Here is a 26,084-nt window from a genome sequence, read left to right on the forward strand (position 1 = left end):
GGCGGAGATCGTTAAATTTGCTGAGGCTGTTGGCACATCGGCAAAGGATATTGATAAGAAGGTTTGTAAGAAGAACAATGGTAATACCGACGGCAGCTGGAAGTGCTTGCAGAATGGCGGCACGGACAGCACCGTGGAGTTCAGTAAACTATTTACGAAGGCTGGCGTAGATGCTAGCGACAAAGGCAAAGCATGGCCTAACGGGCACACCGACAGCGCCGCGAAAGCGGAAGACCTAAGTACTGCGTTGAATAGAGAACTAACCAGCGCTGAAAAGAACAAGGTAGCTGGCCTACTAACCAGGACTATATCCGGTGGTGAGGTAGTGGAGATCCGTGCGGTGTCGACAACGTCAGTAATGTTGAATGGTTGTTAGTAATGAGCATTGCGCAATAGCCATGTGCACATGGCATAGTACTCAAGTGTGCTCTTCCAAAATCACCACGATCCCTTATTACGTATGCTGAAGGCGTGTTCTCCTGTTATCACCAGTGGAGCAGGCGAATGTAGTCCGCGTTCTGATAAGTTCTAAGGTGTTCTGTGTCTACACTCGTATCATGCCGTGACAGTGTTTGAACTTTTTCCCAGAGCCGCAGGGACACTTATCGTTCCTGGCAACGTCTTCAAATAATGCGCCATTGTGGCCATATGCATACACATTGTCAAAACTGTTTTGGGAATGTGGTTCCTCCAATTCTATATGAGAGAGTTTCCGGATGACCATTTCGTAGAACTTTCCGAACATACTTTGCAGTAAGAGAAAGGCCTCAATTTTAAACTCATTTAATGGATCCTTTTGCCCTACAGACCGTAGGTTTATACCACATTTTAAGCTCTCTAGTGCTGCTAGATGATCCGTCCATAAGCCGTCCAGCGACGTTATCAAAACGCGCCTAGCAGCGAAATTCCACAGATTATCACTTTTTCGACCAAACTCGGCGATTTTTTTCTTCAATATAGTGTCTGCCAATCCATCCAGATATTCCACGGCTTGTTCCTTGGTCTCCAGCTTCTTGAGGTCTTCTACAGCAAGGGAAGTACCGTATATTCTCTCTATCTCAGTCAACATAGCTGCTGCAGAAGCTTCGTTGTTGAAATCGCAGTATTTCTCTTGCACAATTCGGGCAACTATATCTTTGTTCAAAGAGTTATATAAAGGCGCCAGGTCGTACGACTCCCTATCGAGTATTTGATTGCGCTGTTCAAACACTACACGGCGCTGTTCATTGGTGACGTCGTCAAACCTCAGTAACGACTTCCTGATGTCGTAATTTCTGGCTTCAACCTTCTTCTGTGCACGCTCTATGGCCTTACTAATCCACTTATGCTGCACTGCTTCGCCCCGCTTCATGCCCAATTTCTTGAGCATAACCTTAACCTTGTCTGAACCAAAAATCCTTAACAGACCATCTTCCAATGACAGAAAGAACTTTGATAAGCCTGGATCCCCCTGCCGGCCAGATCGTCCCCTGAGCTGATTATCTATTCTACGGCTTTCGTGGCGTTCTGTGCCCACTATACACAGCCCTCCGGCTTGCATTACTATTTCTTTATCCTTTTCGGCTTGTTCTTCTAACTTCCGTAGTTTAGCGGCTCGCGTTTTTTCACAGGTTATCCCAGCCAGCTCGGTTTTTGCGAGCATTTTCGGGTTCCCACCTAGCTGGATATCAGTCCCACGTCCCGCCATGTTAGTGGCGATAGTTACGGCCCCAGGCTTACCGGCTTGCGCTATTATATAGGCTTCCTGTTCATGATATCGCGCATTCAGTACAGAGTGAGTAATGCCCTTTGCGGTCAGCATCCGCGACAAAAGTTCAGATTTTTCAATGCTAATAGTCCCAACCAACGCCGGCTGCTTACGATTGTGACACTCAATTACGAAATCTATAACTGCTTCGTATTTCTCCTCTTCAGTGCAGTATATGTCGTCATCCAAATCCACGCGGCGCACTGGAACATTGGTTGGAATTTGCATTACCCGCAAATTGTAAGTACCCATTAGCTCATCAGCCTCGGTCTGCGCTGTGCCGGTCATGCCTGATAACCGCTTATACATCCGAAAATAATTTTGGAACGTTGTTGAGGCCAGTGTCTGGTTCTCATTGTTAACTGTGAGACGTTCTTTCGCCTCTAAGGCTTGGTGCAACCCATCGGAATAGCGCCTACCTTCCATCATCCGTCCGGTAAACTCGTCTATGATTACAATGTTGCCATCCTTGACTATGTAATCACGGTCGCTCGCAAAAAGCTTATGAGCACGCAACGCCTGATTCACATAGTGCATCACCACCACGTTCTCGGTGTTATACAGGGATGAGCCTTCAGGAATAAGACCTCGGGCACACGATAACTCTTCTACTTTTGCTGCTCCGTCTTCGGTAAGGAAGGCAGTGCGGTTTTTTTCATCGACCTCGTAATCTGCCTCAGTGAGCTCTCTAACCAAGGCGTCCACTTTTTTATACAGTGAACTGTCCCTCTCTACCGGGCCTGAAATAATCAGCGGTGTTCTGGCTTCGTCTATTAGTATAGAGTCAACTTCATCCACTATCGCGTAATGAAACCCACGTTGCACCATCTCTTCTCGGCTGAATTTCATGTTATCGCGGAGATAGTCAAACCCTAGTTCGTTATTGGTAGAATATAATATATCGCAAGTGTAAGCAGCACGACGTGCCTCGTCGGAAGATACACCCGTAATACACCCTACACTGACTCCCAGAGCATTATAAAGCTTGCCCATCCATTCCGAGTCACGCTTAGCCAAGTAGTCGTTCACGGTTACCACATGTACACCCTCGCGCGTGAGCGCATTCAGATATGCAGCAAGGGTTGCAACAAGTGTTTTTCCCTCGCCAGTCTTCATTTCGGCAATCATGCCATGATGTAGTGCAATGCCGCCTACCAACTGTACATCAAAATGTCTCATGCCCAGCACTCTGCGTGAGGCTTCTCTAACCACAGCAAAGGCTGGCACCAAAAGGCTATCTACCGTGTCTTTCCCGCTGTCCAACCTTTCCCTGAACGCTGCCGTTTTGGAGAACAATTCCTCATCGGTGAGGGCAGCCATTTCATCTTCCAGCCGGTTTATGTCCTTTACTATTTTGCGGAAAGATGCCTCGCGGGCCCCGAAGCTACTATGCCAGAACACACGCTTTGCTATATTCCACATAAGAACGACTCTTGAACACAGGAGGAAGAATTATATGCGCAAGCGCTGAAAAGCACAACAGAATTGGATGCTAGGTAATATTGGCTATAGGCCGGAGCTTTCTAAACGATAACCCCATGTTTAGCGCTGTTAGTAACGGATTAGTTACTAGTTAGCAGCTTTGGGCACCATTGGGGTGTTTTTATAGGTTAACCGGTCAATGAACTAGCAATGTTGTGCCTGAGGTAATTTTCACGACTTGCACACTTAGAATTGTGCCATTAATGGCTGCACAAAATAATGTGAGTGCTCTCCCGATGCTTCTTTAGGTTCATACAACACATGGCCAAATGGGGTTCTGGTAGTGGTAAAGCGCCCTATGCTTGGATTGCATACTGCCCAAATTAAATTCCAGCAGTGTAATGTGTTTTAGTGCGGTACAAAAGACCGCTTCAGAGGACGCTCGCCGGTGCCCCCATCTCTCTCTATAGGTTTGCCGGCAATTATATTGGCAATGTCTTCTCCGGTCAGTGTCTCGAACTCCAGTAAACTCTCTGCTATGGCGTGCAAAGCTTCAGAATGCTCGGTGAGCATTTCTTTAGCGCCGGTTAGGGCGGCGCAAACTATAGACTTGACTTCGTCATCTACCAGGTTTGCCAGGTTGGAAGAGATTCGCTCATTTCCTTCGTCGCTATGATACAGCGGTCCTACAGCGTCACTCATACCCCACTTCATTACCATTGCTTTGGCAAGTTCTGTTGCCTGTTTTATATCAGATGATGCTCCGCTAGTCACTTTGTCGTATCCAAAAATCAGTTCCTCAGCAGCCCGCCCACCCATCGCGACTTTTAGATCAGCCAGCATCTTCTCACGTGTCATCGACACTCTATCAGTTTCGGGCAATCTCATAACCAGCCCCAATGACCTACCGCGAGGGATTATTGTAGCCTTGTGGATTGGATCAGACGCAGGGCAATGAAAGGCAATTACTGCGTGTCCAGCTTCATGGTACGCGGTAAGCTTGCGCTCTTCTTCACGCATAACCAACGACTTCTTTTCTGCTCCCATCATCACCTTGTCGCGTGCGTATTCAAAATCGCTCATGGTGACAATTTTCTTATTCATCCGCGCGGCGATCAACGCAGCCTCATTGACCAAATTGGCCAGGTCAGCCCCAGAGAATCCAGGAGTACCCCGTGCCACAACGCGTATGTCAACATCAGGGGCTAGAGGAACCTTCTTTGAATGGACACCCAATATTTTCTCTCTTCCATTTATGTCCGGAACAGAGATGGTAACTTGTCTGTCAAACCGTCCAGGCCGGAGTAGGGCAGGGTCCAGCACATCGGGACGGTTGGTTGCTGCAATTATTATCACGCCTTCATTGGATTCAAACCCATCCATCTCAACTAGCAACTGATTTAAAGTTTGTTCCCGTTCGTCATTGCCGCCTCCTAGCCCTATGCCACGATGACGTCCCACAGCGTCAATTTCATCTATGAAGATAATACAAGGTGCATGCTTCTTGCCCTGTTCGAACATGTCACGTACCCTACTTGCGCCGACGCCGACAAACATCTCCACGAAGTCTGACCCAGAAATGCTGAAAAACGGGACGTTAGCCTCGCCGGCTATGGCTCTGGCTAGCAGGGTTTTTCCGGTTCCTGGTGATCCAATAAGCAAACAGCCCTTGGGAATCTTTCCGCCAAGTTTCTGAAACTTTTGCCGATGCTTTAAGAATTCAACAATCTCCACAAGCTCTTCTTTGGCCTCGTCTATGCCTGCTACATCGTCAAAGGTAACCTTACCCCTATGGTCTGAAAGTAACCTGGCGCGAGACTTACTAAAGCTCATTGTCCGGTTGCCGCCAATTTGCAGTTGTTTTAGAAAAAGGCACCATATGACCACTAGCGATAGCATTGGCAAGCAAGATACCAGGAGGCTACCTAGGATGCTTAGGAACGTCTCATCCGAAGCAAACTCAAACATTACCCGATTAGCGTGCAAGTTTTTGATCAGGCTATCGTAGATTACGCCACTAGTTCGGAACTTTTCGCCAGTGATAAACCTACCGTAGATGTCACGCTCTGTTATCCTCACACTTGCAACGCTTCCCTCGTCGAGCTTAACCAGGAATTCCGAGAATGGTATGCTCAGCTCTTTTGTGCCGATGAACTTGTCACCAAAGTTTGTATACAGCATGGCAGCAAGCGCTATTACGGCTGACCAAACAATCAACCCCTCGATCACTTTTCTAAAGTTCACTGCAAGCGACTCCTGAATAGTTAAAGCTGATTACAAACTAGGCCAATTAACCTTTCCCTGAGTAAGACCCTCTCAAGTCTAATGGAAGGGATACCATGTATGCCGTCTTTTTGCAATGGATAAGCAATAACTTCACCACGGTAGACCAGTACAGGCAGCCCTTTAACAACGTCTCTGTTAATATAGCGTAAAGAATCGGGTATGGGCGCAGTGTTAAGTGGTGCTACCCACAGTTCTAGGCTCAGGTCGGTAGCAACGAGATTAGGCTTCCCAGTGTCTTCGCTGAAATCCTGGAGTTTATTGTGTGACAGCGCCTGTATCGCCCGCTGCACGCTTTCATGGTTTATATCATGAAAGCTTAACTCGAATCTGTTGTCCCACGAAATGCAAGTTTGCCCATTTATTGGCTTTGTCTTGCTGATCTGCGCCACCTCCCGGGCAACTATCACCTCATTTTCTGTCACATTGATAACCTTGCAACCTGATATGGTGAAGGGGCTAAAATCCCGCCCTTCCCAGATTTTACAAAATGCTGGTAAGAACTTCGCATACCTCGGTTTTAAGTCTTTGTTGCCTATCGTCATAAAGACATACAGGAGTAATCTTCTTGCTACTTCTTCTGGAACACTACGGAAAACGCCAGCTCTGATTGTTAAGTATCCCAGGGAGTTGAACTCTAGACACTTTTCAGCTGCTTCTTGTAGGTAATACATAATGCACCTAAGTGCTTTTTGCATATGTTGTGCAGTTGTACATAGGCGATTGACCAATGTTTCTGGCTCTTCATGATCACGGACAAAACGTCGGTAAAAAGTCCTTTGGTATTTCGGACTGTCATTGCTTGGGTCTTCGATCCAAGATAGCTGTTTTGCGCGCGCGTACTCCAGTATTTCTTCGCGCGTGAAATCTAACAGCGGACGGACAATGACAAAATTGTCACGCGTCGAACGTTCATACATTCCTGCTAGGCCGTCTAGGCCGCTGCCACGTTCCAGGTGTAAAAGAACAGTCTCAGCCTGGTCATTTTTCGTGTGTGCGGTTAAAACATGTTGCACGCCATGCGCTAGGCACCATTGGCCAATGAGGCCGTATCGGATTTCTCGGGCCGTGGCCTGAGATTTATTGGTTACACTACGATTTGTTTGCAGGATATGGCACTCCAGCCCCAGTTCAAGTGCCTGTGCTCTGACGAACTCCACCTCTTTTACCGCTTCGGCACGGAAGCCGTGATTAACAGTTAAGATTGTTGGTAATCTAACGGAGCGCGTTTTGTGGCACAGGGCTATTAACAACATCAAAGTCATGCTGTCTATGCCACCGGAAACAGCCACTGCATATGGCTCAGGAGGCACCATGCTGTATAGCTTTTCCAAGGACCTAGATTCAAACGTCACAGCCCACTCAACTCACGGAAAGAGAGGGATTCGAACCCCCGACACATTGCTGTGTACACGCTCTCCAAGCGTGCGCTTTCGACCACTCAGCCATCCTTCCCTGGGCCGCATTCTAACAGAAAAGTCACAATTTGTACAATTTGGGATGCAAAGTTTTGTTCGGCTCTAAGAAAGCTCTTGCCTTCTGTAGAGGCTATGTTAAGTACAACGCACGGTATTTATGGGCTGCGGTTAATACTGCTTATGAAGAAGAGCAAACATGACTTTGGGTGGAGAGCTGCAGTGTTTTTTGTGGGCATGTTTTCCGTCATGCTCGCCGTGTTTTTGTTGGTGCCACTGTCAGTAAACTTGATAGATGGGCATGATTGGAAAAGTTTTGCTGTAGCCGATCTTCTATCGTTAACTGTGGGTTTGGGATGTCTGGTAGGTGGAAAAAAACCCCGCTCGTTTCAGGGTAATGATGCAATATACTTGACATGTATTGTGTGGATCGTCCTGGGGTTTCTTTCTGCCGTTCCGTTTTTTTTATCATCCACGGCAAGGCTCGGTCTGATGGATGCGGTTTTTGAGTCCATGTCTGGGCTTACTACTACCGGCGCTACGGTTATGAGTGAGCTGTATAAAAAGTCTCCGGGCATACTGCTGTGGAGGGCCATGCTCAACGCAATGGGAGGTTTGGGGGTTATCACTATTGGGATTTTTCTTCTGCCGGGGATGAGAATGGTGGGCTTGAAGGGAATATATAGCCCTGAAGCTGTCGGGAGGAAATTCCGTTTTGGCATCTTTAAGACGGTTGCCTGCATTGTGGGTGTGTACCTATCGCTGATGGTGCTATGTATGCTGTCCTACAGGGTAGCTGGAATGTCTACTTTCGACGCGATTTGCCACGCTTTTACCACGGTATCAACGGGCGGTTTTTCCAACTACGACGACTCCATAAAGCACTTTAACAACATTAAAATAGAGATCATTGCTATGGTGTTTATGCTTGCAGCGTCCTGCCCATTGGTAGCGTATTTGCAGGTGTTGCTAGATGGAAAGTTTCACAGCTCACAGTACCTTTCATATCTTGCAGTGATTGTGCTTAGTGTAATTATAAGCACTATAAGCTTGTATAGCGGTAATACTGCAGGGCTCACGGTCTGGGAAGCGCTCAGGTATGCGGCTTTCACAATAATTTCACTTAGTACGTCTACTGGTTACAGTAATGCAGATTACAGCGGTTGGATTTTTATCTCAGTATTCGGTGTAGTGTTAACAATTTGTGGGGGATGTTCCGGCTCCACTAATAGCGGGCTCAAGATTCACAGGTTGCATCGACTATTCCGCTTCGTTTTCGAATATATTCGTGGCGTGATGAGCGGGGCAGAATTGGTTTCTCCAAGGAATGACGGCAAACGTGCTGAACATCAAGAGGCGTTCGTAGTTTTTGTGTTTATGTCTGGCATATTGTGTGTAACTTGTGCATTTATAGCACTGGGTGGATACGACTTTGCTGCAGTAGTTACTTCTGTGACCGCTATACTGTCTAACACTGGCATTGGGGTTGGTGAAATCGTCGGCCCTGCAGGAAATTTTGCCGGCTTTAGCGCTGGAGCAAAGGTAGTATTCTGTATTATAATGTTACTAGGAAGGCTGGAAATAATACCTGTTCTTATATTCTTTTACACAGTATTACGGATCGGTATATGTTACGGTAGAAGAATCTTCAAGGTGCAGGAAAATGCTTGATATGTTTCCATAACTATATAATATGCGGTAGTACCTACCCGGGTATATCAGCTGTTTATAAAGAGGACAAGGTTGTTGCATTCTGCGGTTATTACGGAGCCCAGGAGGAGCGTTTTTGCAGTTCTCGACATGGGATCTACGAAGATGGTATGCCTTGTGGTTAGGGTAAATAGCGAGGGTATACCAGAAATCTTGGGTGTTGGTCATAAGGCATCAGAGGGAATCAACGGTGGTGCAATTGCTAATAAGCACAGTGCTGGGAGTTCGATATTATCTAGTATAGACCTTGCTGAGCAGGTATCGGCACAGACGATTAGTCAGGTTTACGTTAGCGTAGCGGGGTGTGGTGTCAGATCTTTCAGTGTTTCTAATGAAGTTTCATCGAATGTAAGGGAAATTTCTGGGCGTGACATCGGGAGAGTAATGCTAAAGACCTATGAGAAGTTCAGGGGAGAAGATATAGTTATTCACAACGTGCCACTTGCTTATCATTTGGACGATTTGAACAACGTGGTGGACCTCACCGGACTCTGTGGTAAGCAGCTTAGAGCTGATGTGCATGCTGTCACAGTGTCGAAGACGGCACTGTATAACATAGAGAATAGTATTACTGTGAGCAACCTTAGTATGGGGGGATGTGTTGCAGAGTCGTACGCATCTGGAATATCGTGCCTAACAGAGGACGAACGCGAGCTGGGTACCTTGGTTATAGACATGGGAGGGCATTACACTTCCATGGGGTTCTTCTATAAGGGAAAATTTGTCCATGCGGATAGCATCCCGTTTGGTGGTATTCATATCACTAGGGATGTTGCGTACGGTATCTGTACTAGCATTAGAGATGCAGAACGCATAAAAATGCTACACGGGAGTGCGGTGCAGACTTCGGCGGATAAAAACTACTCCGTAGAGATTGAGAATATGGATGGCGAGACGCAGTGTGTCGCCAGGTTGGACATTGCCAACATCATACGGCCGCGTGTTGAAGAGATCTTGGAATTTGTAAAGTGCCGTATAGACGAGCATAAGGATGTGGTAGGCAAGGTGGTCATTACTGGGGGATGTAGTAAGTTAACTGGCATCAAAGAAATTGCCGGGGCGGTTCTCGGTAGGCAAGTGAGGATTGGTGCCCCGTTTCACATAAAGGGTATGTGGCAAGAATATGGTGGACGTCCGGAGTTTTCTGCAGCGGTAGGCACGGCTATGCTGATAGCGCGTACTTTTTCCGGTAGCACCCAAATAAAAAGACAGCACAGAACGCATAGCAGCGTTGAGAAAGTTCTCCGTTGGATAATAACTAAGGTAGAGACGTAGCCGGTGGCATCCATAATTTTTTGGCTGGCTTAGCCTATGATGACATGTGATCTAGGGGTTCTCTCAGTGGCACAAAGCAAGTACCATGTGTTGGCACACATTGCGGTGAAGCTCTCGCAGGTATTCTTGTTTGTTAGGCAATACGTTGAATCACACTCCACGTTATAACCATGATTCTTGGCGTAGATGGGTGGCAGTATGACCTTAAGGGAGTGCTGCGCTTATTAATGTTTCCTGTTGTAAAAGTTTCTACGTTTTTGAGCAGTTCACGGGAGCTGCTAGCTGCGGGTGATTTTGTCTTAGCACCCTGAGCTTAAAAGTGGTAGGTGTTTTTTCGTCTTAGAACAGCACTGGGTTGTAACCCCCGCGGCGAGCGGTAGTTGTTCTAGGAGAATCTTCTTCAAACTTAATCGAACTGCAGGATAGGGGGTTATGCTGTGGCGGTTTGGACCCTTGCACGGGCCAGGTTGAGCAGTTGAATTTACTGAATGCTGGTCAGTCGTATTGGATATGTCAACGTCGTATTTTTCGGTTTAGAGAGTCTCAATAGGAGCTGTGAGGCTATGTTTTTTCAAAACTTCAGGAATGTGTGTGTATTTTTAGAAGGAAATATGTGCGCCCCCGTCGTATTTGATCGAGTTTTTACTTGTGGAAAAGTAGTAGATACCAGTGAGTTTTGGCAGCCTTCCTAGGTATGTTCCACAGTTTTCTTGTTAATGCATAACGATAATTAGTTTAAAAGCGCTTCCGTTTGTTAAATACAACACTTAGCGAGGGATACTATTGTGATGCGCCACACGAGTTCTGGCTTGCTTCTTAAGTCCCCGGTCTGTGTCGTGGTCGCCTTCGCCGAGTGACGCAGTTAAGAACTTGCTTCCAGCGCCACTTTTCTTAACCACAATCCATCAATAAATTATATCGTCGTGCAAGTGCTTTCCATCTGCGGATCGGATACTTCCGTCGTCCACCGACAAACAGTTTATTCGATATTTCTTTCGGCTTCTTAATAGCAGATCAAGCAATGACAAAGAGGTCTCTTTCTGTCAGCTAACGCCCCATCTTGACAACCCACCCACCAGACGCTGTTCAGGTACAAACAACACTAATGCAGCTTCTTGATGACGCCCTCATCGTCAGAGAAACTTGTTATCTCTCCACTTCCTTCGACAGGTTTGCTCTCCAGCTCCTCGCGCAGGTAGCCGCGCGTGGCATCGACAGCAGTATCAACCGCTGCCATCCGCAACGTTCTGACAAACCCCTCCACACGGAGCTCTATACGTTCCGTGGCCATGTTGATTTGTTCCTCAACGAGCTGCTCAAGTTCCTCACGCCCTTTCTGCAACATCGACCTGTACTTGTCCTCCGCGCGTCGCAACACTTCCGCTACCAGAGTATCTACTTCGGCGCTCTTTGCTGCAACACCCGCAAGCAGTATGTCTAGCTTCCTCGTCAGTTCCGGCCCCCGATTCACCTCTTGTTCGACTTTCCGTCTCCGAGTCTCAAGGAACCCCTTTATGGCACGCCGTGCACCCTTATAAGCCAAAACGACTCCCGCACAAAAGGCAAGATCAACAACCAGATGCGCACTATCCATCATTATCTACCTCCGTACACCTTAGAGACCAGCACCCGAAGCCTCTCTTTTTGTATTTTTCTTACACCACACACTGCTGTACAATACGCATGGGCAACCTCCGCGGCCAGCCCCATCAAGTTTTCCCGTTCAACCTGTGCAATGCGTTCCAAGTTTTCTTCGGTAGCCCCATACAACTCCTCCAACTCGGTTTCGAGCATAGCGAACACACACCACCTTATCTCGTCCAGCTCATTCTGTGCCTTTTCTAATAACCGTTGCGTCTCCATTTCTGCACGTTCTAGCGCAACCTTTTGTTTCAGTAGCTCACTCTGCGCTCTCTCATAGGCACGCTCCGACATCTCAACACCCTCGTCAAGTATCGCAACTCTCCCCGCATTTACCTTGTGTATTTTCGGTAAAACTACGCCTCTCACCACAAAATACAGCGACAGAAACGCAGCAGAAAACCAAAAGACCTGCGAAGGATAGAGAGAGAAATCAAGTTGAGGGACTACGTCCATGCAAGTCTAGCCAGCAACAAAGATCAACAGTAAAGCCAAAAGGAACGAGAACAGACCCATTGCTTCGACCAAGGCAGCCCCTGTGTAGACATACTTCTTCAATTTGTCCTCTGTTTCTGGATTGCGAGCAATACCATTCAGCATGGAAGAGAAAACAGCAGCTACACCCAAAGCGGACGCTACCATGCCGAGGACGCTCAGCCCAACAGCAACAAACCTAAGAGAGTCCATTACCACCACCAGTGCAAATTTCAATTATGCAGATTATATTATATGGCCGCATGAAGTCAATTAGTAATTAACCTTTCGCTTCGCGATTCGTGCAATACAAGGCGCGACCAGACCCATGTGTTCATATTCACACAGGTCACGTGTACACTAGCCGCACTTTTTTGTTGGACATATTTTAAAGATGGATTACTTCAGTGTTCCGTCACGGCATCGGCTAAATACACAGTCGTCAGGACGGTGAAAATATAGGCCTGCAGCACTGCGACGAAAATCTCGAACGCAATTAGCACCATTATGAAGGCAAACGGCAACGGCGCGAGCACCGGATGCATTTTCAACACAAATTCCGCAATGACAGCTATGATTGTATGCCCCGCTATCATGTTAGCAGCCAACCTAATCGCCAGGCTCACAGGACGTGCCAGGTATGCAAAGAGTTTTATGAAAACCATCATGGGCGCGAGCCACATGGGTGTGCCTTGTGGCAAAAATATCTCTAAAAAATGCAGACCTCGATGTTTGAAGCCTATCACGGTTACCCCAGCACATACCACCATCGACAGCGCCAATGTTACCGATATATGGCTAGTGGCGGTAAACCCAAAGGGGAGAATGCCAATCAAATTACAGGCAAGCACAAACAAAAATGTCGTCAGAACTAGAGGCACATACCGCACCCCCGCCGGCCCAGCATTGCTTTCTATGGCATCCGCAACGAAGTCGTAGATAAGCTCCACAGCAGTGTAAGAAAGGCTCGGCGAAGCACAGGAACTCTTACGCAGTGCCAAGAGGAGTAGGGCCACAGACACCAACGATGCTAAGACCATGAAAAGGGCGCAGTTGGTAAAACTCACGTCCAAACCACCAAACGGGGTAGGAATTTCAAGCAATTTCACCACCCTAAACTGCTCTAACGGACTCAAGCTTTTCCCGAAGTTACTTTCTAAGGGTTCAGTATCATGCAGAATACCCCGCTCGTCAACCAGGTTGTGGCAATGTTGGCGGATGTTTGGTAAATTTTTGATTATAACATGGGAGGACAGCCTCAGTGCCTTAGACGGCATACGCGGCAAGAGTGAGCGCAGCACGTTTGCTATTGCTGGGGGGAGGTTGTATACTGGTCGCATCTGTCGGCGTATTTGTTATGGCTACTGAGTTTTTGGATATGGCCATGCCTGCCATGGCTGCAAGTGGACATGGCGGGGTTGCTGAGTACGTAGCGCGTTCTGTGCATGTGAGCGACAAGTTTTTTTCGAATCTTCCCGATGTTATTACGGAGCACCCAGGAAGAGGGTTTCTCGTTGCGGATTCGAATACCGTGCGTTTGCTTGATTCATCTACCGTGCAGTCTATGGATCACTACATCATCCAAGGCGAGTATAACGCTTCAGAGTACCTTGTCGATAGCATTAGGAAAGTATCGAGGAATTCTGACTTCATAGTCGCACTGGGTAGTGGCTCGATTAATGACATGTGCAAATATGCTAGCTTCATCGAGGGGAAGGAATATGTGTCGTTTCCCACGGCTCCATCAATGAATGGATATGCCTCTCCCACGGCTTCGATAACTATGGAGAACGGCATAAAGAAGTCGCTTCCCGCTAAGTTGCCACAAGCTATTTATATGGATGTGGGGGTGCTGAGTAATGCACCGCAAAGGATGATAAACAGCGGGTTTGCTGATTTCATCTGTAGAGCTACAGTAAAGGCAGATTGGTGGATTTCACACTTGCTGTTGGGGACTCCATATAGTGAAGTACCGTTTGACATAACGGACACTTGCTCTAGAGCCCTGCTGGAAAATTATCAGGGATTAGTACATAGAGATAGGACGGCTACTATGGTTTTGATGCAGGCCCTGATCTTATCTGGTATTGGTATGCTTATAGTCGGTGGTAGTCAGTCTGCAAGTCAGGGGGAGCACATTGTAGCTAGCGCAACAGAGCTTTTAGATAATCACAGTTTTTTACACGGTGAGCGCATTGGAGTGGCAACTATGTGCATGGCAAAACTGCAGAAAAGCATTTGCAGTTCCAGGCCGAAGCTGCACGCAACCCTTCTTGCTGCAGATACTCTGCGGAAGTATTTTAGAGAGTGCTTTGTGGATGAGTTTTGCGCTACGCTGTCTAAAAAGTCCATAGATTCTGAGAAAGCCGAACATTTGAACAATACCATATGCGAAAAGTGGGGGCAGATATCTGATATTGTCGACACCAAGGTCCATGACGTCGCCCGTATGAAGGATATTTTTAAGTATCTGGGTGCGCCAAATGTGCCTGAGCATGTGGGATGGTCTACAGAAAAGTATAATAGAATTGCCGACATTGCGTTTGTTACCAGGGATCGGTTTACCTTTCTTGATTTGGCGCACCATGCACGGATAAATGTTGCTTAGATGGTGCAAGTGGTTGTAAGCCGGAGGTACGAGGCAGCTTCACGTCCGCATTACGCCGTTGATCCGATATGGCCGCTGCTGGTGATTACTGTGTTGGGCTTTGTTGAGGCAGGGTGGTTCCGTGCAAGGTTGCGTCGGTGAAGTTTACGTTTCTGACAATTGCGTCACTGAAGTCAGCAAATGACAGATTGACCCTAGAAAAATTTATATTTTCCAGGTGCGAACCTCTAAACTTTACTCCTGCAAGTATGGAGTCAGAAAAGTCAACATCACTGAAGCTCACACCGCTGAAATCCAGGTAGGAATAATTCACACTCAGAACACTGTCGGTCTGCAGCAACTCGTGTATGTCATCCATGGAGTTCAAAGTTCCTCCCGGCTCTACTACGCCATTATCCATCATCACTGTGTTCTTGAACGTACAATTATCAAACACGGCATCAGCAAGCTTATTTCCGTGGACGCTTGAGCCGAGAAAGGCGGATTTTGCGAAGTTTACTCCAGTCATGTCACTTTCCACGAAGCTAGCCCTGTCAAAAGTGCTTCCCTGGAATTTTGCCTTTCCAAACTTGCTGTTGTAAACGATTACATCTTTCAAGATCGAGTCATCCCACTTGGTATCTGCAGCATTGATCCCGCTATATACTGACTTTAACACACGGAAATTGCTTGCTGAAGAGCCGCTAAAGTCAGTATCAGAAGCGGTGACCCCCTCAAACATAGCATTGTTTAGTGACACATATTGAAAGTCAGTCCGACTTATATCCGTATTTCGCACTGTAGCCCCATTTAGGATAGCAAAGCGCATGTGGCTGCTTGAAATTTTCGCAGAATCTAGAGACACCTCGCGAAGATCCGCTTCCTGCAGCATAGACTCTGATATTGATATTCCCTCCATGACGGCTTTATGCATTATGGCATTGTTCAGATTTACTCCAGCGAAGACGGCTCCGTTCATTATTGCCCCGCTAAAATCTGTGTCACGCATATCAGAGTGGTATACATCTGCAGCATGCATATTTGCATGGCTCAAATTAGTTTTTCGCAAGCTTGCAGAGCGTATGCTGGCCAACTCCAAGTTAGTGTTGCTGAGATCACTGCCGGTTAAATCTGCAAAGTTCAAGTTCACTCCGTACATAAGCGAGTTTTTCAACAAAGAATGTTGTATCAAGGCTCCCTGCAGATTTGCTCCCAGGAGGTTGGCATTTGACAGGTCGCTATCCAGAATAGTTGCTCTGTTAGCATCTGCGTCTTGAAAATTTGCTTTGTGGAAAGAAGTCTTGTTTATAGATGCAGAAGGTAATTCGGCATTTGAAAAATTAGCCAGCTCTCCGGTAACCTCCTGAAACGTGATCTCCTGCATATCCGAACCGATAAAGAGCGTGTTTCCCAGATTGGACGATGTAATTTTCACTCCACTCAAATCTGCAAGAGACAGATTAGAAAACCGCAGATCAACATTTTCAAAACGGGACTTATTCAGATCTGTATTGGAAAAATCCGCGCCGCGCATGTCGCAGTTTGCGAATACGGTGCTGGAGATGTTGCTGTGTTTGAAATTGGTGTGCACCAGATTGGCTCCTTCAAAGATTGCACCCCTCATATCCAGCTCGCTGAAATCAGCCCCGTAGAAGTTATCGCCAAATTCTTTGACAAAATTGGGGGCAACCCCCCTGGCATTGCACTTTACGATAAAGTCCCGATAGTCCTGTCGTGTGTAACTGTTCTTCTTCATATTTTCGACATCCCTAATTAGGAGATGCCTACCGCTTTCGTTCTCGGAAGCGTGCACGTAGCTGATAAGGCAGGAGACGACCATGGCGCCAACCATCAACATCTTCCCAAACTGAGACATCACTCGCGCTCCCAAGACTACTGATTCACCACTGGTCATAAAACAAACACAGGCACAACTTCACTGTCCCCATTGTAACGGGCAAAAACTCAAAAAGTATTAATCCCTTTCATGAGCAAATCAAAGACATATTCGAGATGTTTGTGCTAGGGTCTATATCATGTCCATGCATTTTTCTACAAGTGGACGTGTAGTTGTAGTTGTGCAGAGCAAGATGGATGGCACTTTTAAGCCATATGCGGGGCTAATATGTTATAGGATGGTAATAGGGCAGTGAAGTATAGACTTCTATGTAAAATTTGTGGGGGTGTACTACCGTTCACAGCATTACTAGCGCTCGGCATATGGCAGCTTGCACGCTTGCAGGAAAAGATATTGATAGAAACTCGTATGGAGACTGCGGTAATCGCGCTGCCGGGAACTGATATTCGCAGCTTTGCGTATTCAAGGGTTAAATTGTTAGGTGCGTTTCAACAGCCGTTTTTCCGTGTTTTTGCCGGCAAGAATGGTTACTATTGGGTGCAACTCATGTTATTGACAGATGGTAGGTATATTTTGGTTAACAGAGGCACGTTTCTTGGGGAGTTTTTTCCTGATGACAATAAAGAGGGCGAAGTGTCGGTAAGAGGCATTTTGTATTGCAAATTGAAGAACACTTCAAGGTGGGTAGCCTCAAACGATGCACAAGGAAATCTTTGGTTTTGGTACGATATCGAGCATATGTCTCGAACGCTTGGAAAGTCGCTGCAGCCATGTATAGTGTGGGGAGATAATACTGCGGTTTTTGCTGGCCTGCAGTGCAATGCACCACTAAAAGTCAGGAATGACCACCTTCAGTACGCCCTTACATGGTTTATATTGGCTGCAGTGTGGGCGGGTGGTTATATATGTTTTCTCAGAGGGAGGGACAAGAGTTAATTGCGTTTCTACACGAAAGTTGTGGCATTGCATGGTAACCCGCTGGTTTTGTGGTATATGTACCTTTCCTTATTACTGCGTCGAACCAATCATTAACGAATAACGACTTTTGCTGTTCTTTTTATTTCCACGCAGCACACCAATGGTTTTCTTGTTTTCGACCAGAACCCTGAGTTTGCTAACGGTGTCTGCCGTTACGAGTTGGTGTGCAAGAAGGTTAACTGCGTGACAGCATTCAATGAGTTATAGACGAGCTATAGATATAGATGCAGAATGCCATAAGCATCAGTCACCGAACTGCGCGTGTGCATTGTTGCACCGAACAGTAGTTGAGTTTCTGTTTTGTTCTAATAATCAGTTGTGCGCTACAGCCCAACTTTGGACGTGCGTGCTTTGTTTTTGTATATGCAAATCAGGGTGAGCAGAATGAATAATGACCCACCTAAGATTGCTAGTGCTCCGCCGAATGAAAAGCAATGCTTTGCAAGCTTTGATGCCGCATCAGGAATGTGGGTGACTTTGCGTAGTGCTCCATAACCCCCAAGCAATTCAAGGCCAGTTATGTGTAAGACCTGTCCAGCGCTATATAACCCCAGCTGCGCATTTCGCCAGCGTAGTGATACTGCTTCATATCCTAACTTTGGCAGCAGGGAATAAATGAACCCCATGAATGCTGCTGTCATTCCTACGACGCATCCATGATAGTGGGCGGGTATCGTAACCGTCCCGTGTATGCTCAAAACTCCAAGTATACTGCCATAAATAAAAATGGCAGAAGAATATAATAGGTGCCTATTGTCCAGTTTCAGTAGCAATCTTAGATTGGCTATAGTGAAAAATACTAGGAACAGAGGGATTACTCCTTCGGCTATTCTCATATGCCACGTAAAAAACGTGGCCAGGGCGTCAAAATCTGATGGATGCACGAGATGTGCTGCGGATGCTATAACAACAGATGCAGTATTGATGAGAAAAACTGCGCTCAGTAAATACCTGTTGGCGAATCGACATTCTCCAATTTCCAGAAGCAAAACTACCAAGAATGTTTGACTGAAAACGCCCTGTAATAGGTGTCCAGCGCCCCAGAATATCTGTTCATAAAATTGCAGTCTATCTGCCCCCGAAACTGTAACTGCATGCGCAGAAATGAAACATATCAACACCGCAGAGAGCATGGCAGATATGCCATATATGCCGGCCAATGTTGGAGAAGCACGCAGCGAGCTTGTGCGCAAAACCGACGGTGATGTGTTGAGTACCACCCCAGCAAAAAACAGCGCTAGTCCCGTAAAGAAGGTAGTGTTGTCTATTACTGGAATGTAATTGCTTTTAATGGGAACTGCGTTCCTACTGACCGCGGATAGCGCCATTATTATGCTTCCCACTGCTGATATAGTCCAAATGTAATTTACATACTTGGATCTTTTGTTGTAGGTCATACTAATCAGCAGTGACGACATCGCGCAAAGCCACACTAGGACAGAACAGTTAACATGGATTACTAGAGATAGATCAAAAAGTCTGTCTGCGTTACTGACCATGGACTTGAAAAACGGCACCCTCAGGAAAACTATGAGGATGGAAAGAATCCCAGAGATACCTAATGAGTGGACTCCAATAAGCAGCCACCCGTGGCACGCTTCGCGGTTATTATCGTTGATAGAGACCATACACAGCGACGCAAAAACAGCGAACATGGTACAAGTAACGGTTTTAGTATGCAAATGAAAAAGGCCCTTTTGATTATTTGCGATACTTTGGTAATAACGTTCAGTTAGTTATCCGCATCAGCATTTACCAACATGTGGCGGAAGTATGGGCGTTATCTATAGGGTTTGTCTGTTTTTTACGTAGTCTAACATTCGAATAGGCCAAGGTTGTTGCGCTACGTCTTTAGTTATTTTACCAAAGAATTTGGGGTGCCCCTGCTAGTCATACTTTGTTGTTTCGGATTAGCGGCCTTATGCCCTACATTGTGCATTAGTGATATAAAATAATTAAGATATTCTTGGTGCAATACACAATGGTGTGTTTGGGCCGACTGAGGGTTGTTTTTTTTGCGTTGTAGTATGCAAGCGGGGTATGTCATACCAGAATGCTAGTTCAGGGTTTTTCATTATTACTTTGAAGTTCAGAGTTGTTGTAATATCCTGACGTGGAGAGTGGACTGTGTATTAGGTAGGGTAGTAGCTTGAGGAAGATCTTTCCCAATTTGTTGACCATATTCAGGGTTTTAGCAATACCAGCTGTGGTTTCGAGCTTTTACCTTGACTATTTGTGGGCGCAATACTTAACTCTCGTGATTTTTGTCACCGCGGCTATTACTGACTTTTTTGATGGATACTTGGCGCGCATGTGGGGGGTACAGTCCAAGTTTGGCAGGATTTTTGACCCCGCAGCTGATAAGCTCATAGTTTTATCGACTTTAGTGATGCTAGTTTACACAGGTAAGGTTTCTGGCCTGTCGGTGATACTTGTGGTAGCTATAGTGTGCCGTGAGGTATTAGTCTCGTGTATGAGGGAATTTCTGGTGGCTGCAAACATCAGTGTTCCAGTTAGTGATATGGGGAAATTAAAGACCTTTATTCAGATTCTAGCGATTTCTACCTTGATTTTGGATTGTGAGTTCACAGCTTGCATCGGCGAAATATGTTTGTTTCTCGCAGCAGCTACCGCGGTATATTCAATGTACTTGTACACACGCGATGCGATGACAAAAATTGGGAATAACCCCTGAGAATTTGTGTTATACCCTAATGGCAGAAGCTACGAGTCCCGGTGAAATACATGGAAATGTGGCTGTTGTTCGCAGCTTCCTTTACTTCGTCATCCCTGATGGAACCGCCAGGTTGCACTATAGCGACTATTCCTGCGTCCGCTGCGCACTGTATTCCGTCAGCGAAAGGGAAGAATGCATCAGAAGCCATGACGGCCCCAGCACAATCACCTGCTTTCTTTATAGCTATTTCTACGCTGTCAACGCGACTCATCTGTCCGGCACCTACTCCAATAGCACGTCCCTGCCGCGCAATTACAATTGCGTTGGAGCGTACATGTTTGCAGACCCGCCACGCAAAAAGTAGATCTTCTAAGCTCTCTTGTGTGGCGTAAGTCTTGGTGACCAGAGTCATATCTTCAAGACCCACTGCGCTGTTATCGCGTTCCTGAAGTAACATGCCATTACGTAAAACGCTCTTGAAAACAAACTTTCCTCCGTAACAAGGGGTATACTTGACGATGCGCAGGTTCTTCTTCGAACTGAGAGCAGTTAGGACTTCCTGATCAAAATCTGGTGCCACTATGGATTCTACAAATATGTCTTTAAGCGCATTAGCGATTTCCATGGTTACAGTTCTGTTTAATGCTATTATTCCTCCAAAACTGCTGAGAGGGTCGCAAGATATTGCTTTGTGGTAAGCGTCTTCAATTCCCGCACTGGATATGGCAGCTCCACACGGATTTCCATGCTTTATCACTGACGCTGCAGGCATGTCGAAGTCGCTTACTATCTTGATCGAAGCTTCGATATCAACGATGTTGTTATAGCTTAGTTGTTTTCCATGGAGCCGCTCTATTGGCAGCGCTTCTGTTCCCATGCCGTAAATCGCCGCCTTTTGATGGGGATTTTCCCCTATGCGTAGGTCATGCACCTTTGTGCCACAGAGTACTATTTCCTCAGGCAGCATGTCAAGGTCGGTGGACAGCCAGCCATAAACGTGTGCGTCATATGCCGAGGTAACTGCAAAAGCTTTCGCAGCCATTCTTTTTCTAAACTCAGGTGATGTTACTCCATTGTTTTCGGTAAGCTCACAAATTAACGCCCCATAATCTTGTGTTGAAGATATAACGGTGACGTGCTGAAAGTTCTTTGCGGCGGCGCGCAGCAGCGAAACCCCACCCACATCTATGTGTTCCACAAGCTCCGCTTCAGAGGAACTTCCTTTCTTCAGACATTTCACAAACGGATAGAGATTCACCACCACCAGGTCTATCGCATCTATACCCAACGACTCGACCTCGCGAGTATGCGTGCTACGGTTGCTCAAAATCCCAGCAAAAATCTTAGGATGCAGAGTCTTCACGCGACCATCCATTATTTCAGGATGTCCAGTGTACTGAGAAATCTCCAGCACTGGTAGGCTTGCCTGTCGTAATAATGCGCAAGTATTCATTGTGGAAACGACGCTATATCCATTCTGTACTAAAAACCGAGCGAGATCTACCACTCCATCCTTGTCAGAAACTGACAAAAGGGCAACTTTTGTGTTCATTTTCAGACCATAACAACTATTCAGTCAACATTGCGAGAATTTGAGCTTCCGAAACTACTGCATCTTCAACTAATGCTTTGCATTCGAATCTGCAACTCCTTCCCCTTCGATGTGCCACACATGATTTGAGCACCAGCACATCTCCTGGAGTCACAACTTTCCGAAACTTCGCCGAATCTATAGCCATGAAATAAACGCCACGACTTGCCGTTTCAGTTTTGGGAGTGTCTCCAACGATGCAAAGCATGGAAGCCTGAGCCATAGCCTCTATTATCAATACTCCTGGCATTATGGGATTATCCCGAAAGTGGCCTTCAAAAAACGGCTCATTTATCGACACATTCTTCACTGCGGTAATATCCCTTCCAGGATTGCAGTCTGACACCCTGTCGACAAGTAAAAACGGAAAAGTATGAGGCAGCAGCCGCATAATCTGTTGGATATCCAGCTGCATTACCTAATCTCCAAGACTCACGCGAGACATGTCCTTATTCAGAATTTCCAAAACCTTGTCAGTTACATCGGCACTGTCGCTTACATAAGGAGCCTGTCCTCGCGCCATAAATAGCACCAGCCCTGCTCCCGCATCTTCAGCAATGCTTTTGGTTACCTGTTGTATCTTCTCGTATACCTGACCGAGCGCATTGTTATACATTAACTCTAGCTCTGACATCTTGCCTTCGGCATCGCGGTTGACCTTTTCCACTTCAGCTCGAAACTCCGCTACCTTTTTCTCAAAAGCCTCGGTACTCAAAATATTTTTCTTCTTTATCAGCTCAGCTTCTTGTTTTTGTAGTTCCTGGCCTTTCCGTGAAAAAGCACCCGTTATTTCTGTTCTTCTCCGGTCAACTTGGGCCCTAATATCCTTCGCCACCAGTGCTTCCCCATATACCCTTTCTGCGTCCACGAAAAGCAAATATCTGCTCCCATTCTCAACAGAGTGCCCGCTCGTAGAATTGAGCACTAAAATCATAATAAGCAGCCCACCCAACAACTGCGCCGCCCATGTTGTTACCCGCATCGCTAGATCCCCGTATCCGTTGTGATTCTCATTGTATCTCGTACGTCAAACTTCTCCATTACTAGAGGAAAGCCAAAATCGACTCTTATAGGGCCAAAAGGTGACCTCCAAGAAAAACCAAACCCTATCGACACCCTTGGTAGGGTACTAGTCTTATATCCATCTGTATCTGCATAGTCTAGGCCATATAGGCTTGCTACATCACAAAACACCGACCCACGTATACCAAGATTCTCTGGCAACCCTACAGGAAAATCAAATTGCGCTGTTGCACTGTAGTACATTTTTCCGCCAAGTGCCTCGAGAGTTACACTATCCCGCGGCCCAATCCCCGTAGAAGAGAAACCGCGTATTTCGTTGCTTCCTATGAAGAACCTTTGTCCTATTTTTACATGCTGTCCTTTATAGGCGAACACATAGCCACCAGTAAGTTTCACCTTTAAGATCAAATCCGGGTGGATTTTCTTAAACACGTTGTACAGATGCGAACTTGAAGCCTCCGTTTTCACATAGTGCAGATTGCCTCCTATCCCCGACAGGGACTGATTCAACCGCGCATATACACCACTCCGCGGCATATAAGCACTGTCCAAACTGCTGTAAATGACCCCATAACCTATCGATGAATCAAAGTGTTCACCTTCTTGTTCCTTTATATATCGGGAAGCATTTATCCCGATGTTATGCACACTATGGTACTTATAGTAGTACTGCAGTGATGTTGCCACACGATCAGTTACGCTCGCAGTGAGCCTAGTCGAAAACCCGGCGTTTGTGCTACTGAAAGGTGAATCTTGCGTGTACAAGCCACCAAGTTTCTTCTTGCCCGCAGCACCATGACTGTTATAGAACGTTCCCACTCCTAGAGAAACGTCACTTTCCAAGAAATTCGGGGTCAAAAGATCCAACGCAGCCGACAAGCCAGTCATCGATCTCATCAGATCAAAGCTTACAACCTTGCCAGTCCCCAGCAGGTTCCGTTCCTTGATGCTTATCTTCCCGACCAACCCACTGGCCGGCGCGAAACCAGCCCCGATGTCAAACGAGCCCGTACCGCGCTCCTTTACCTTTATATTAATGTCCACAGTATTTTCAGTCACCTTTTCTGTGTCCATCTCCACGGTTTCAAAAAAGTCAAGGTTAAGCAGCTTTCTTCGAGTATTGTGTAGTGCGAAAGAGCTATAGATATCGCCTTCAGAAAAGGTTAGCTTCTGTCTTATCACCAAATCCTGAGTTCGTGTGTTTCCTATTATGTTAACTTTTCGAATATACACACTCTGCCCGAGAACTACTTTGTACTTCACATCAACGACATCATCGCGAACTTCAAAATCGTTCTGTACTGAAGCAAACAAATTGCCTTTTTCTTTAAGATACGCGGTTAACAGTGCAGCAGTTTTTTCCACCAGCGCCAAGTTGAAGACTTCCCCCTCGCGCATCAAGAGCATGCCAGTCAGACGCTTTTCCACACTTGCTTTTTCAGCGGGATTGTCGTCAATGTCCACGAATGCCTTGCCAAAAGTGTACTTCTTACCTTCTTCAACAGAAAACACAATAGTAGCTCGCGTTTTCGTGGGATCCAGTTCAGTCACCACTGAACGGACCTTAAAGTCCAAATATCCACGACTCGTATAAAAGTCCCTGAGCAGCGATTGATCCACCAATAACCGCTCTGTGTGAAGCCTTGTTCTGTTACTAAAATAACCCATAAGGTCCGTTATCACCCGTTCCCGTGAAGCCAGTATCCCGCGCAGCACGTTCTCAGAGAATGCACTATTTCCCACGATTCTGATGTTGCCGATGCGAGCGGCCACGCCTTCTTTTATCTTAATTATTACGTCAACAGTGTTTTGCGGTGCAGATTTTACCATATAGTCTATGTGCACATTCAAAAAGCCGCGCCCGTGGTACAATGCACGCAGATTAGCTATATCACGTTGCAACTTGCCTTCTGAAAAGACGCTCAACTTCCTGATCCTTAACAGATCGTTCTCCAGATCTTTATTACTAAACTCACTGTTCCCCGTTACCTTTACTTCCCGCACTATCGGGCGCTCTTTGACGGAGATCACCAGAGTGTCATCTTCCACCGTTACATCTACTGTCACAAACAGCGTAGAGGCATGTATCTGTTTTATTATGGCATCAATGTTTTCTTCCGTAGCTTCCATTGGCAAAGCTGTCTTAGCGTAGAATTCAACCGTCCCGGCATCAACACGCTCATTTCCCTCAACGCGAATCTTTGTCACAGGTGCAGCTTCGCCCGTGACAGCATTAAAGCAAAAACCGGCCCAGAACATAAAAACAAAAAAGTATCTCATATGCCTCATTTCAAAATGCTCTTCACGTCATTGAAGGTTACAAAAACCATTAGGGATACCAGAAGTACAAAACCCACTGCCATCACTATACTGCAGTACCTAGGATCAAAAGTTTTGCGTCGAAAAATTCCCTGCAGCGCGTACTGTAAAACATACCCACCGTCAAGCATTGGCAGAGGCAACAGATTTATTACCCCAAGATTTGCTGAGATCAACCCCACAAAACGCAGCCCCTCCTGCTGTCTTATTGCTTCGCCGGAGTGCTTTGCTATCCGCACTGGGCCACCTAGCTCGTCAACACTTCTTGTTCCTGTGACAAGCTGCACCACGGCCATCAACGTTATTTTTATGATTCTGTAAACGCAACCTACCGATTCAGTCGCAGCCCGCGTCACACTTAATCGACGCCTTTTTGCATCTTCCGGGGATGTACTCGCAGCAATACCAAGCTTTCTAGAATCATTGGTCCAGTTGTCCGGCCCAAGTGTAATATTGTGCCGCTTGCCATCCCGCACAAAGTCAATGGTTATGTAGTCACTCTCGCTTCCTGCTATGAAGTGCCTGATCTCCTCGAACCACGTTACCTGATTTCCGGACACCGCAACTATCCGATCCCCCACGGAAAGCCCAACAATCTCAGCTGTGCTGCCAGGCATAACGCTGCCCACTACCGACACAGGGGTCATAACCCCTCTAGTGCCGAAAAGGATAAAAAAAACCAACACTGAAAACAAAAAATTGGCTGCAGGCCCAGCAAACGCTATCGCTGCTCGTTGCCACAGTGGTTTTTCGTTCAAGGCACAGGCCTTTTCTGTTTCTGTCATAGCGCTGCCTAGAGCATCGCCAAACATCTTGACGTACCCTCCTACAGGCACTAGGCTAAACTTCCACCTTGTTCCAGCCCCGTCAGTAACGCCGAACAACTCTGGTCCAAATCCCAGAGAGAAGGTCTCTATCTTAACCCTACAGAGCTTAGCGACCAGGTAATGCCCATATTCGTGCACAAACACCACCACGGACAGTACGAGGAGGAAAGAGGCAACGTAGAATGAACCCTCCTGGAAAGCGCCGACAGCCCGCGCTAAGGACGACATAAGGCTACTCAACAAGCTTGAAATCAGGA

General features: G+C 46.6%; 19 protein-coding genes, 1 tRNA gene and 1 pseudogene. 6 read left to right on the top strand and 15 right to left on the bottom strand.

Annotated elements, in window-relative coordinates; all coding sequences use genetic code 11:
* Positions 1–376: pseudogene (locus tag ANPL_RS04005) on the top strand (P44/Msp2 family outer membrane protein); the annotation flags it as partial.
* A gap of 168 nt (positions 377–544) precedes the next feature.
* On the opposite strand, the gene secA reads toward ANPL_RS04005, so the two are convergent.
* The 4 genes from secA to ANPL_RS04025 all read right to left on the bottom strand — a co-directional run bounded on the left by secA (position 545) and on the right by ANPL_RS04025 (position 6,907).
* Positions 545–3,169, bottom strand: a complete 2,625-nt coding sequence (secA, locus tag ANPL_RS04010) for a preprotein translocase subunit SecA (protein ID WP_169193452.1) — start codon at positions 3,167–3,169, stop codon at positions 545–547.
* A 408-nt stretch (positions 3,170–3,577) separates the two neighbouring features.
* A complete protein-coding gene (gene ftsH / locus ANPL_RS04015) occupies positions 3,578–5,413 on the bottom strand; it encodes an ATP-dependent zinc metalloprotease FtsH (protein ID WP_174764270.1) in 1,836 nt (611 codons plus the stop codon).
* A gap of 20 nt (positions 5,414–5,433) precedes the next feature.
* Positions 5,434–6,807, bottom strand: a complete 1,374-nt coding sequence (gene tilS, locus ANPL_RS04020) for a tRNA lysidine(34) synthetase TilS (RefSeq protein ID WP_169193453.1) — start codon at positions 6,805–6,807, stop codon at positions 5,434–5,436.
* A gap of 15 nt (positions 6,808–6,822) precedes the next feature.
* Positions 6,823–6,907, bottom strand: a tRNA-Ser gene (locus ANPL_RS04025).
* A gap of 95 nt (positions 6,908–7,002) precedes the next feature.
* On the opposite strand from ANPL_RS04025, the gene ANPL_RS04030 reads away from it, so the two are divergent.
* On the top strand, positions 7,003–8,538 hold the full coding sequence (locus ANPL_RS04030; protein WP_236822811.1) for a TrkH family potassium uptake protein: 1,536 nt from the start codon (positions 7,003–7,005) through the stop codon (positions 8,536–8,538).
* Positions 8,539–8,613: 75 nt separating this feature from the next.
* On the top strand, positions 8,614–9,852 hold the full coding sequence (ftsA, locus tag ANPL_RS04035) for a cell division protein FtsA (RefSeq protein WP_410518193.1): 1,239 nt from the start codon (positions 8,614–8,616) through the stop codon (positions 9,850–9,852).
* 1,102 nt (positions 9,853–10,954) lie between these two features.
* On the opposite strand, the gene ANPL_RS04040 is transcribed toward ftsA, so the two are convergent.
* From ANPL_RS04040 to ANPL_RS04055, 4 genes are all read right to left on the bottom strand, one after another.
* The gene (locus ANPL_RS04040; protein WP_169193455.1) at positions 10,955–11,449 is read right to left on the bottom strand and encodes a F0F1 ATP synthase subunit B family protein; all 495 of its coding nucleotides are present in this window, start codon (positions 11,447–11,449) and stop codon (positions 10,955–10,957) included.
* Positions 11,449–11,949 carry a F0F1 ATP synthase subunit B family protein gene (locus tag ANPL_RS04045; protein ID WP_169193456.1) on the bottom strand — a complete coding sequence of 167 codons (501 nt, stop codon included), beginning with the start codon at positions 11,947–11,949 and terminating at the stop codon, positions 11,449–11,451. Before ANPL_RS04045 ends, ANPL_RS04040 begins: the two co-directional genes overlap by 1 nt.
* Before the next feature lie 6 nt (positions 11,950–11,955).
* The gene (locus tag ANPL_RS04050; RefSeq protein WP_169193457.1) at positions 11,956–12,180 is read right to left on the bottom strand and encodes a F0F1 ATP synthase subunit C; all 225 of its coding nucleotides are present in this window, start codon (positions 12,178–12,180) and stop codon (positions 11,956–11,958) included.
* 191 nt (positions 12,181–12,371) lie between these two features.
* Positions 12,372–13,103, bottom strand: a complete 732-nt coding sequence (locus ANPL_RS04055) for a F0F1 ATP synthase subunit A (protein ID WP_236822906.1) — start codon at positions 13,101–13,103, stop codon at positions 12,372–12,374.
* 221 nt (positions 13,104–13,324) lie between these two features.
* Between ANPL_RS04055 and ANPL_RS04060 the strand changes: the two genes are divergently transcribed.
* Positions 13,325–14,575, top strand: coding sequence for an iron-containing alcohol dehydrogenase (locus ANPL_RS04060; protein WP_169193459.1), 1,251 nt, complete (start codon positions 13,325–13,327; stop codon positions 14,573–14,575).
* 85 nt (positions 14,576–14,660) lie between these two features.
* On the opposite strand, the gene ANPL_RS04065 is transcribed toward ANPL_RS04060, so the two are convergent.
* A complete protein-coding gene (locus ANPL_RS04065) occupies positions 14,661–16,469 on the bottom strand; it encodes a pentapeptide repeat-containing protein (RefSeq protein ID WP_169193460.1) in 1,809 nt (602 codons plus the stop codon).
* Between the two features lie 234 nt (positions 16,470–16,703).
* On the opposite strand from ANPL_RS04065, the gene ANPL_RS04070 reads away from it, so the two are divergent.
* On the top strand, positions 16,704–17,348 hold the full coding sequence (locus tag ANPL_RS04070) for an SURF1 family protein (protein WP_169193461.1): 645 nt from the start codon (positions 16,704–16,706) through the stop codon (positions 17,346–17,348).
* A gap of 365 nt (positions 17,349–17,713) precedes the next feature.
* Here ANPL_RS04070 and ANPL_RS04075 read toward each other — a convergent pair whose 3' ends face one another.
* Positions 17,714–19,045, bottom strand: a complete 1,332-nt coding sequence (locus ANPL_RS04075; protein WP_236822813.1) for a cbb3-type cytochrome c oxidase subunit I — start codon at positions 19,043–19,045, stop codon at positions 17,714–17,716.
* Between the two features lie 494 nt (positions 19,046–19,539).
* Between ANPL_RS04075 and pgsA the strand changes: the two genes are divergently transcribed.
* On the top strand, positions 19,540–20,085 hold the full coding sequence (gene pgsA, locus ANPL_RS04080; RefSeq protein WP_169193462.1) for a CDP-diacylglycerol--glycerol-3-phosphate 3-phosphatidyltransferase: 546 nt from the start codon (positions 19,540–19,542) through the stop codon (positions 20,083–20,085).
* Positions 20,086–20,101: 16 nt separating this feature from the next.
* Here pgsA and purH read toward each other — a convergent pair whose 3' ends face one another.
* Genes purH through ANPL_RS04105 form a run of 5 tightly spaced genes read right to left on the bottom strand, consistent with a single transcriptional unit; the run spans position 20,102 to position 26,055 of the window.
* On the bottom strand, positions 20,102–21,619 hold the full coding sequence (gene purH, locus ANPL_RS04085) for a bifunctional phosphoribosylaminoimidazolecarboxamide formyltransferase/IMP cyclohydrolase (protein ID WP_169193463.1): 1,518 nt from the start codon (positions 21,617–21,619) through the stop codon (positions 20,102–20,104).
* A gap of 16 nt (positions 21,620–21,635) precedes the next feature.
* Complete coding sequence (fabZ, locus tag ANPL_RS04090) at positions 21,636–22,073, bottom strand: 3-hydroxyacyl-ACP dehydratase FabZ (protein WP_169193464.1); 438 nt, start codon at positions 22,071–22,073, stop codon at positions 21,636–21,638.
* Between the two features lie 3 nt (positions 22,074–22,076).
* Positions 22,077–22,592 carry an OmpH family outer membrane protein gene (locus ANPL_RS04095; RefSeq protein WP_236822814.1) on the bottom strand — a complete coding sequence of 172 codons (516 nt, stop codon included), beginning with the start codon at positions 22,590–22,592 and terminating at the stop codon, positions 22,077–22,079.
* Positions 22,593–22,642: 50 nt separating this feature from the next.
* Positions 22,643–24,961, bottom strand: a complete 2,319-nt coding sequence (bamA, locus tag ANPL_RS04100; RefSeq protein ID WP_236822815.1) for an outer membrane protein assembly factor BamA — start codon at positions 24,959–24,961, stop codon at positions 22,643–22,645.
* Between the two features lie 5 nt (positions 24,962–24,966).
* Complete coding sequence (locus ANPL_RS04105) at positions 24,967–26,055, bottom strand: M50 family metallopeptidase (protein ID WP_169193467.1); 1,089 nt, start codon at positions 26,053–26,055, stop codon at positions 24,967–24,969.
* Positions 26,056–26,084: the final 29 nt, after the last annotated feature.

Origin of the sequence: Anaplasma platys, assembly GCF_012790675.1 — a bacterium.
In the GTDB taxonomy this organism is placed as follows: Bacteria; Pseudomonadota; Alphaproteobacteria; order Rickettsiales; family Anaplasmataceae; genus Anaplasma; species Anaplasma platys.

Coding starts and splice junctions, on each gene's coding strand:
- secA (WP_169193452.1), bottom strand. CDS start 3,169: ATGTGGAATATAGCAAAGCGTGTGTTCTGGCATAGTAGCTTCGGGGCC.
- ANPL_RS04030 (WP_236822811.1), top strand. CDS start 7,003: ATGTTAAGTACAACGCACGGTATTTATGGGCTGCGGTTAATACTGCTT.
- ANPL_RS04040 (WP_169193455.1), bottom strand. CDS start 11,449: ATGATGGATAGTGCGCATCTGGTTGTTGATCTTGCCTTTTGTGCGGGA.
- ANPL_RS04045 (WP_169193456.1), bottom strand. CDS start 11,949: ATGGACGTAGTCCCTCAACTTGATTTCTCTCTCTATCCTTCGCAGGTC.
- ANPL_RS04050 (WP_169193457.1), bottom strand. CDS start 12,180: ATGGACTCTCTTAGGTTTGTTGCTGTTGGGCTGAGCGTCCTCGGCATG.
- ANPL_RS04060 (WP_169193459.1), top strand. CDS start 13,325: ATGGCTACTGAGTTTTTGGATATGGCCATGCCTGCCATGGCTGCAAGT.
- ANPL_RS04065 (WP_169193460.1), bottom strand. CDS start 16,469: ATGACCAGTGGTGAATCAGTAGTCTTGGGAGCGCGAGTGATGTCTCAG.
- ANPL_RS04075 (WP_236822813.1), bottom strand. CDS start 19,045: ATGTTCGCTGTTTTTGCGTCGCTGTGTATGGTCTCTATCAACGATAAT.
- purH (WP_169193463.1), bottom strand. CDS start 21,619: ATGAACACAAAAGTTGCCCTTTTGTCAGTTTCTGACAAGGATGGAGTG.
- fabZ (WP_169193464.1), bottom strand. CDS start 22,073: ATGCAGCTGGATATCCAACAGATTATGCGGCTGCTGCCTCATACTTTT.
- ANPL_RS04095 (WP_236822814.1), bottom strand. CDS start 22,592: ATGATTTTAGTGCTCAATTCTACGAGCGGGCACTCTGTTGAGAATGGG.
- bamA (WP_236822815.1), bottom strand. CDS start 24,961: ATGAGATACTTTTTTGTTTTTATGTTCTGGGCCGGTTTTTGCTTTAAT.
- ANPL_RS04105 (WP_169193467.1), bottom strand. CDS start 26,055: ATGTCGTCCTTAGCGCGGGCTGTCGGCGCTTTCCAGGAGGGTTCATTC.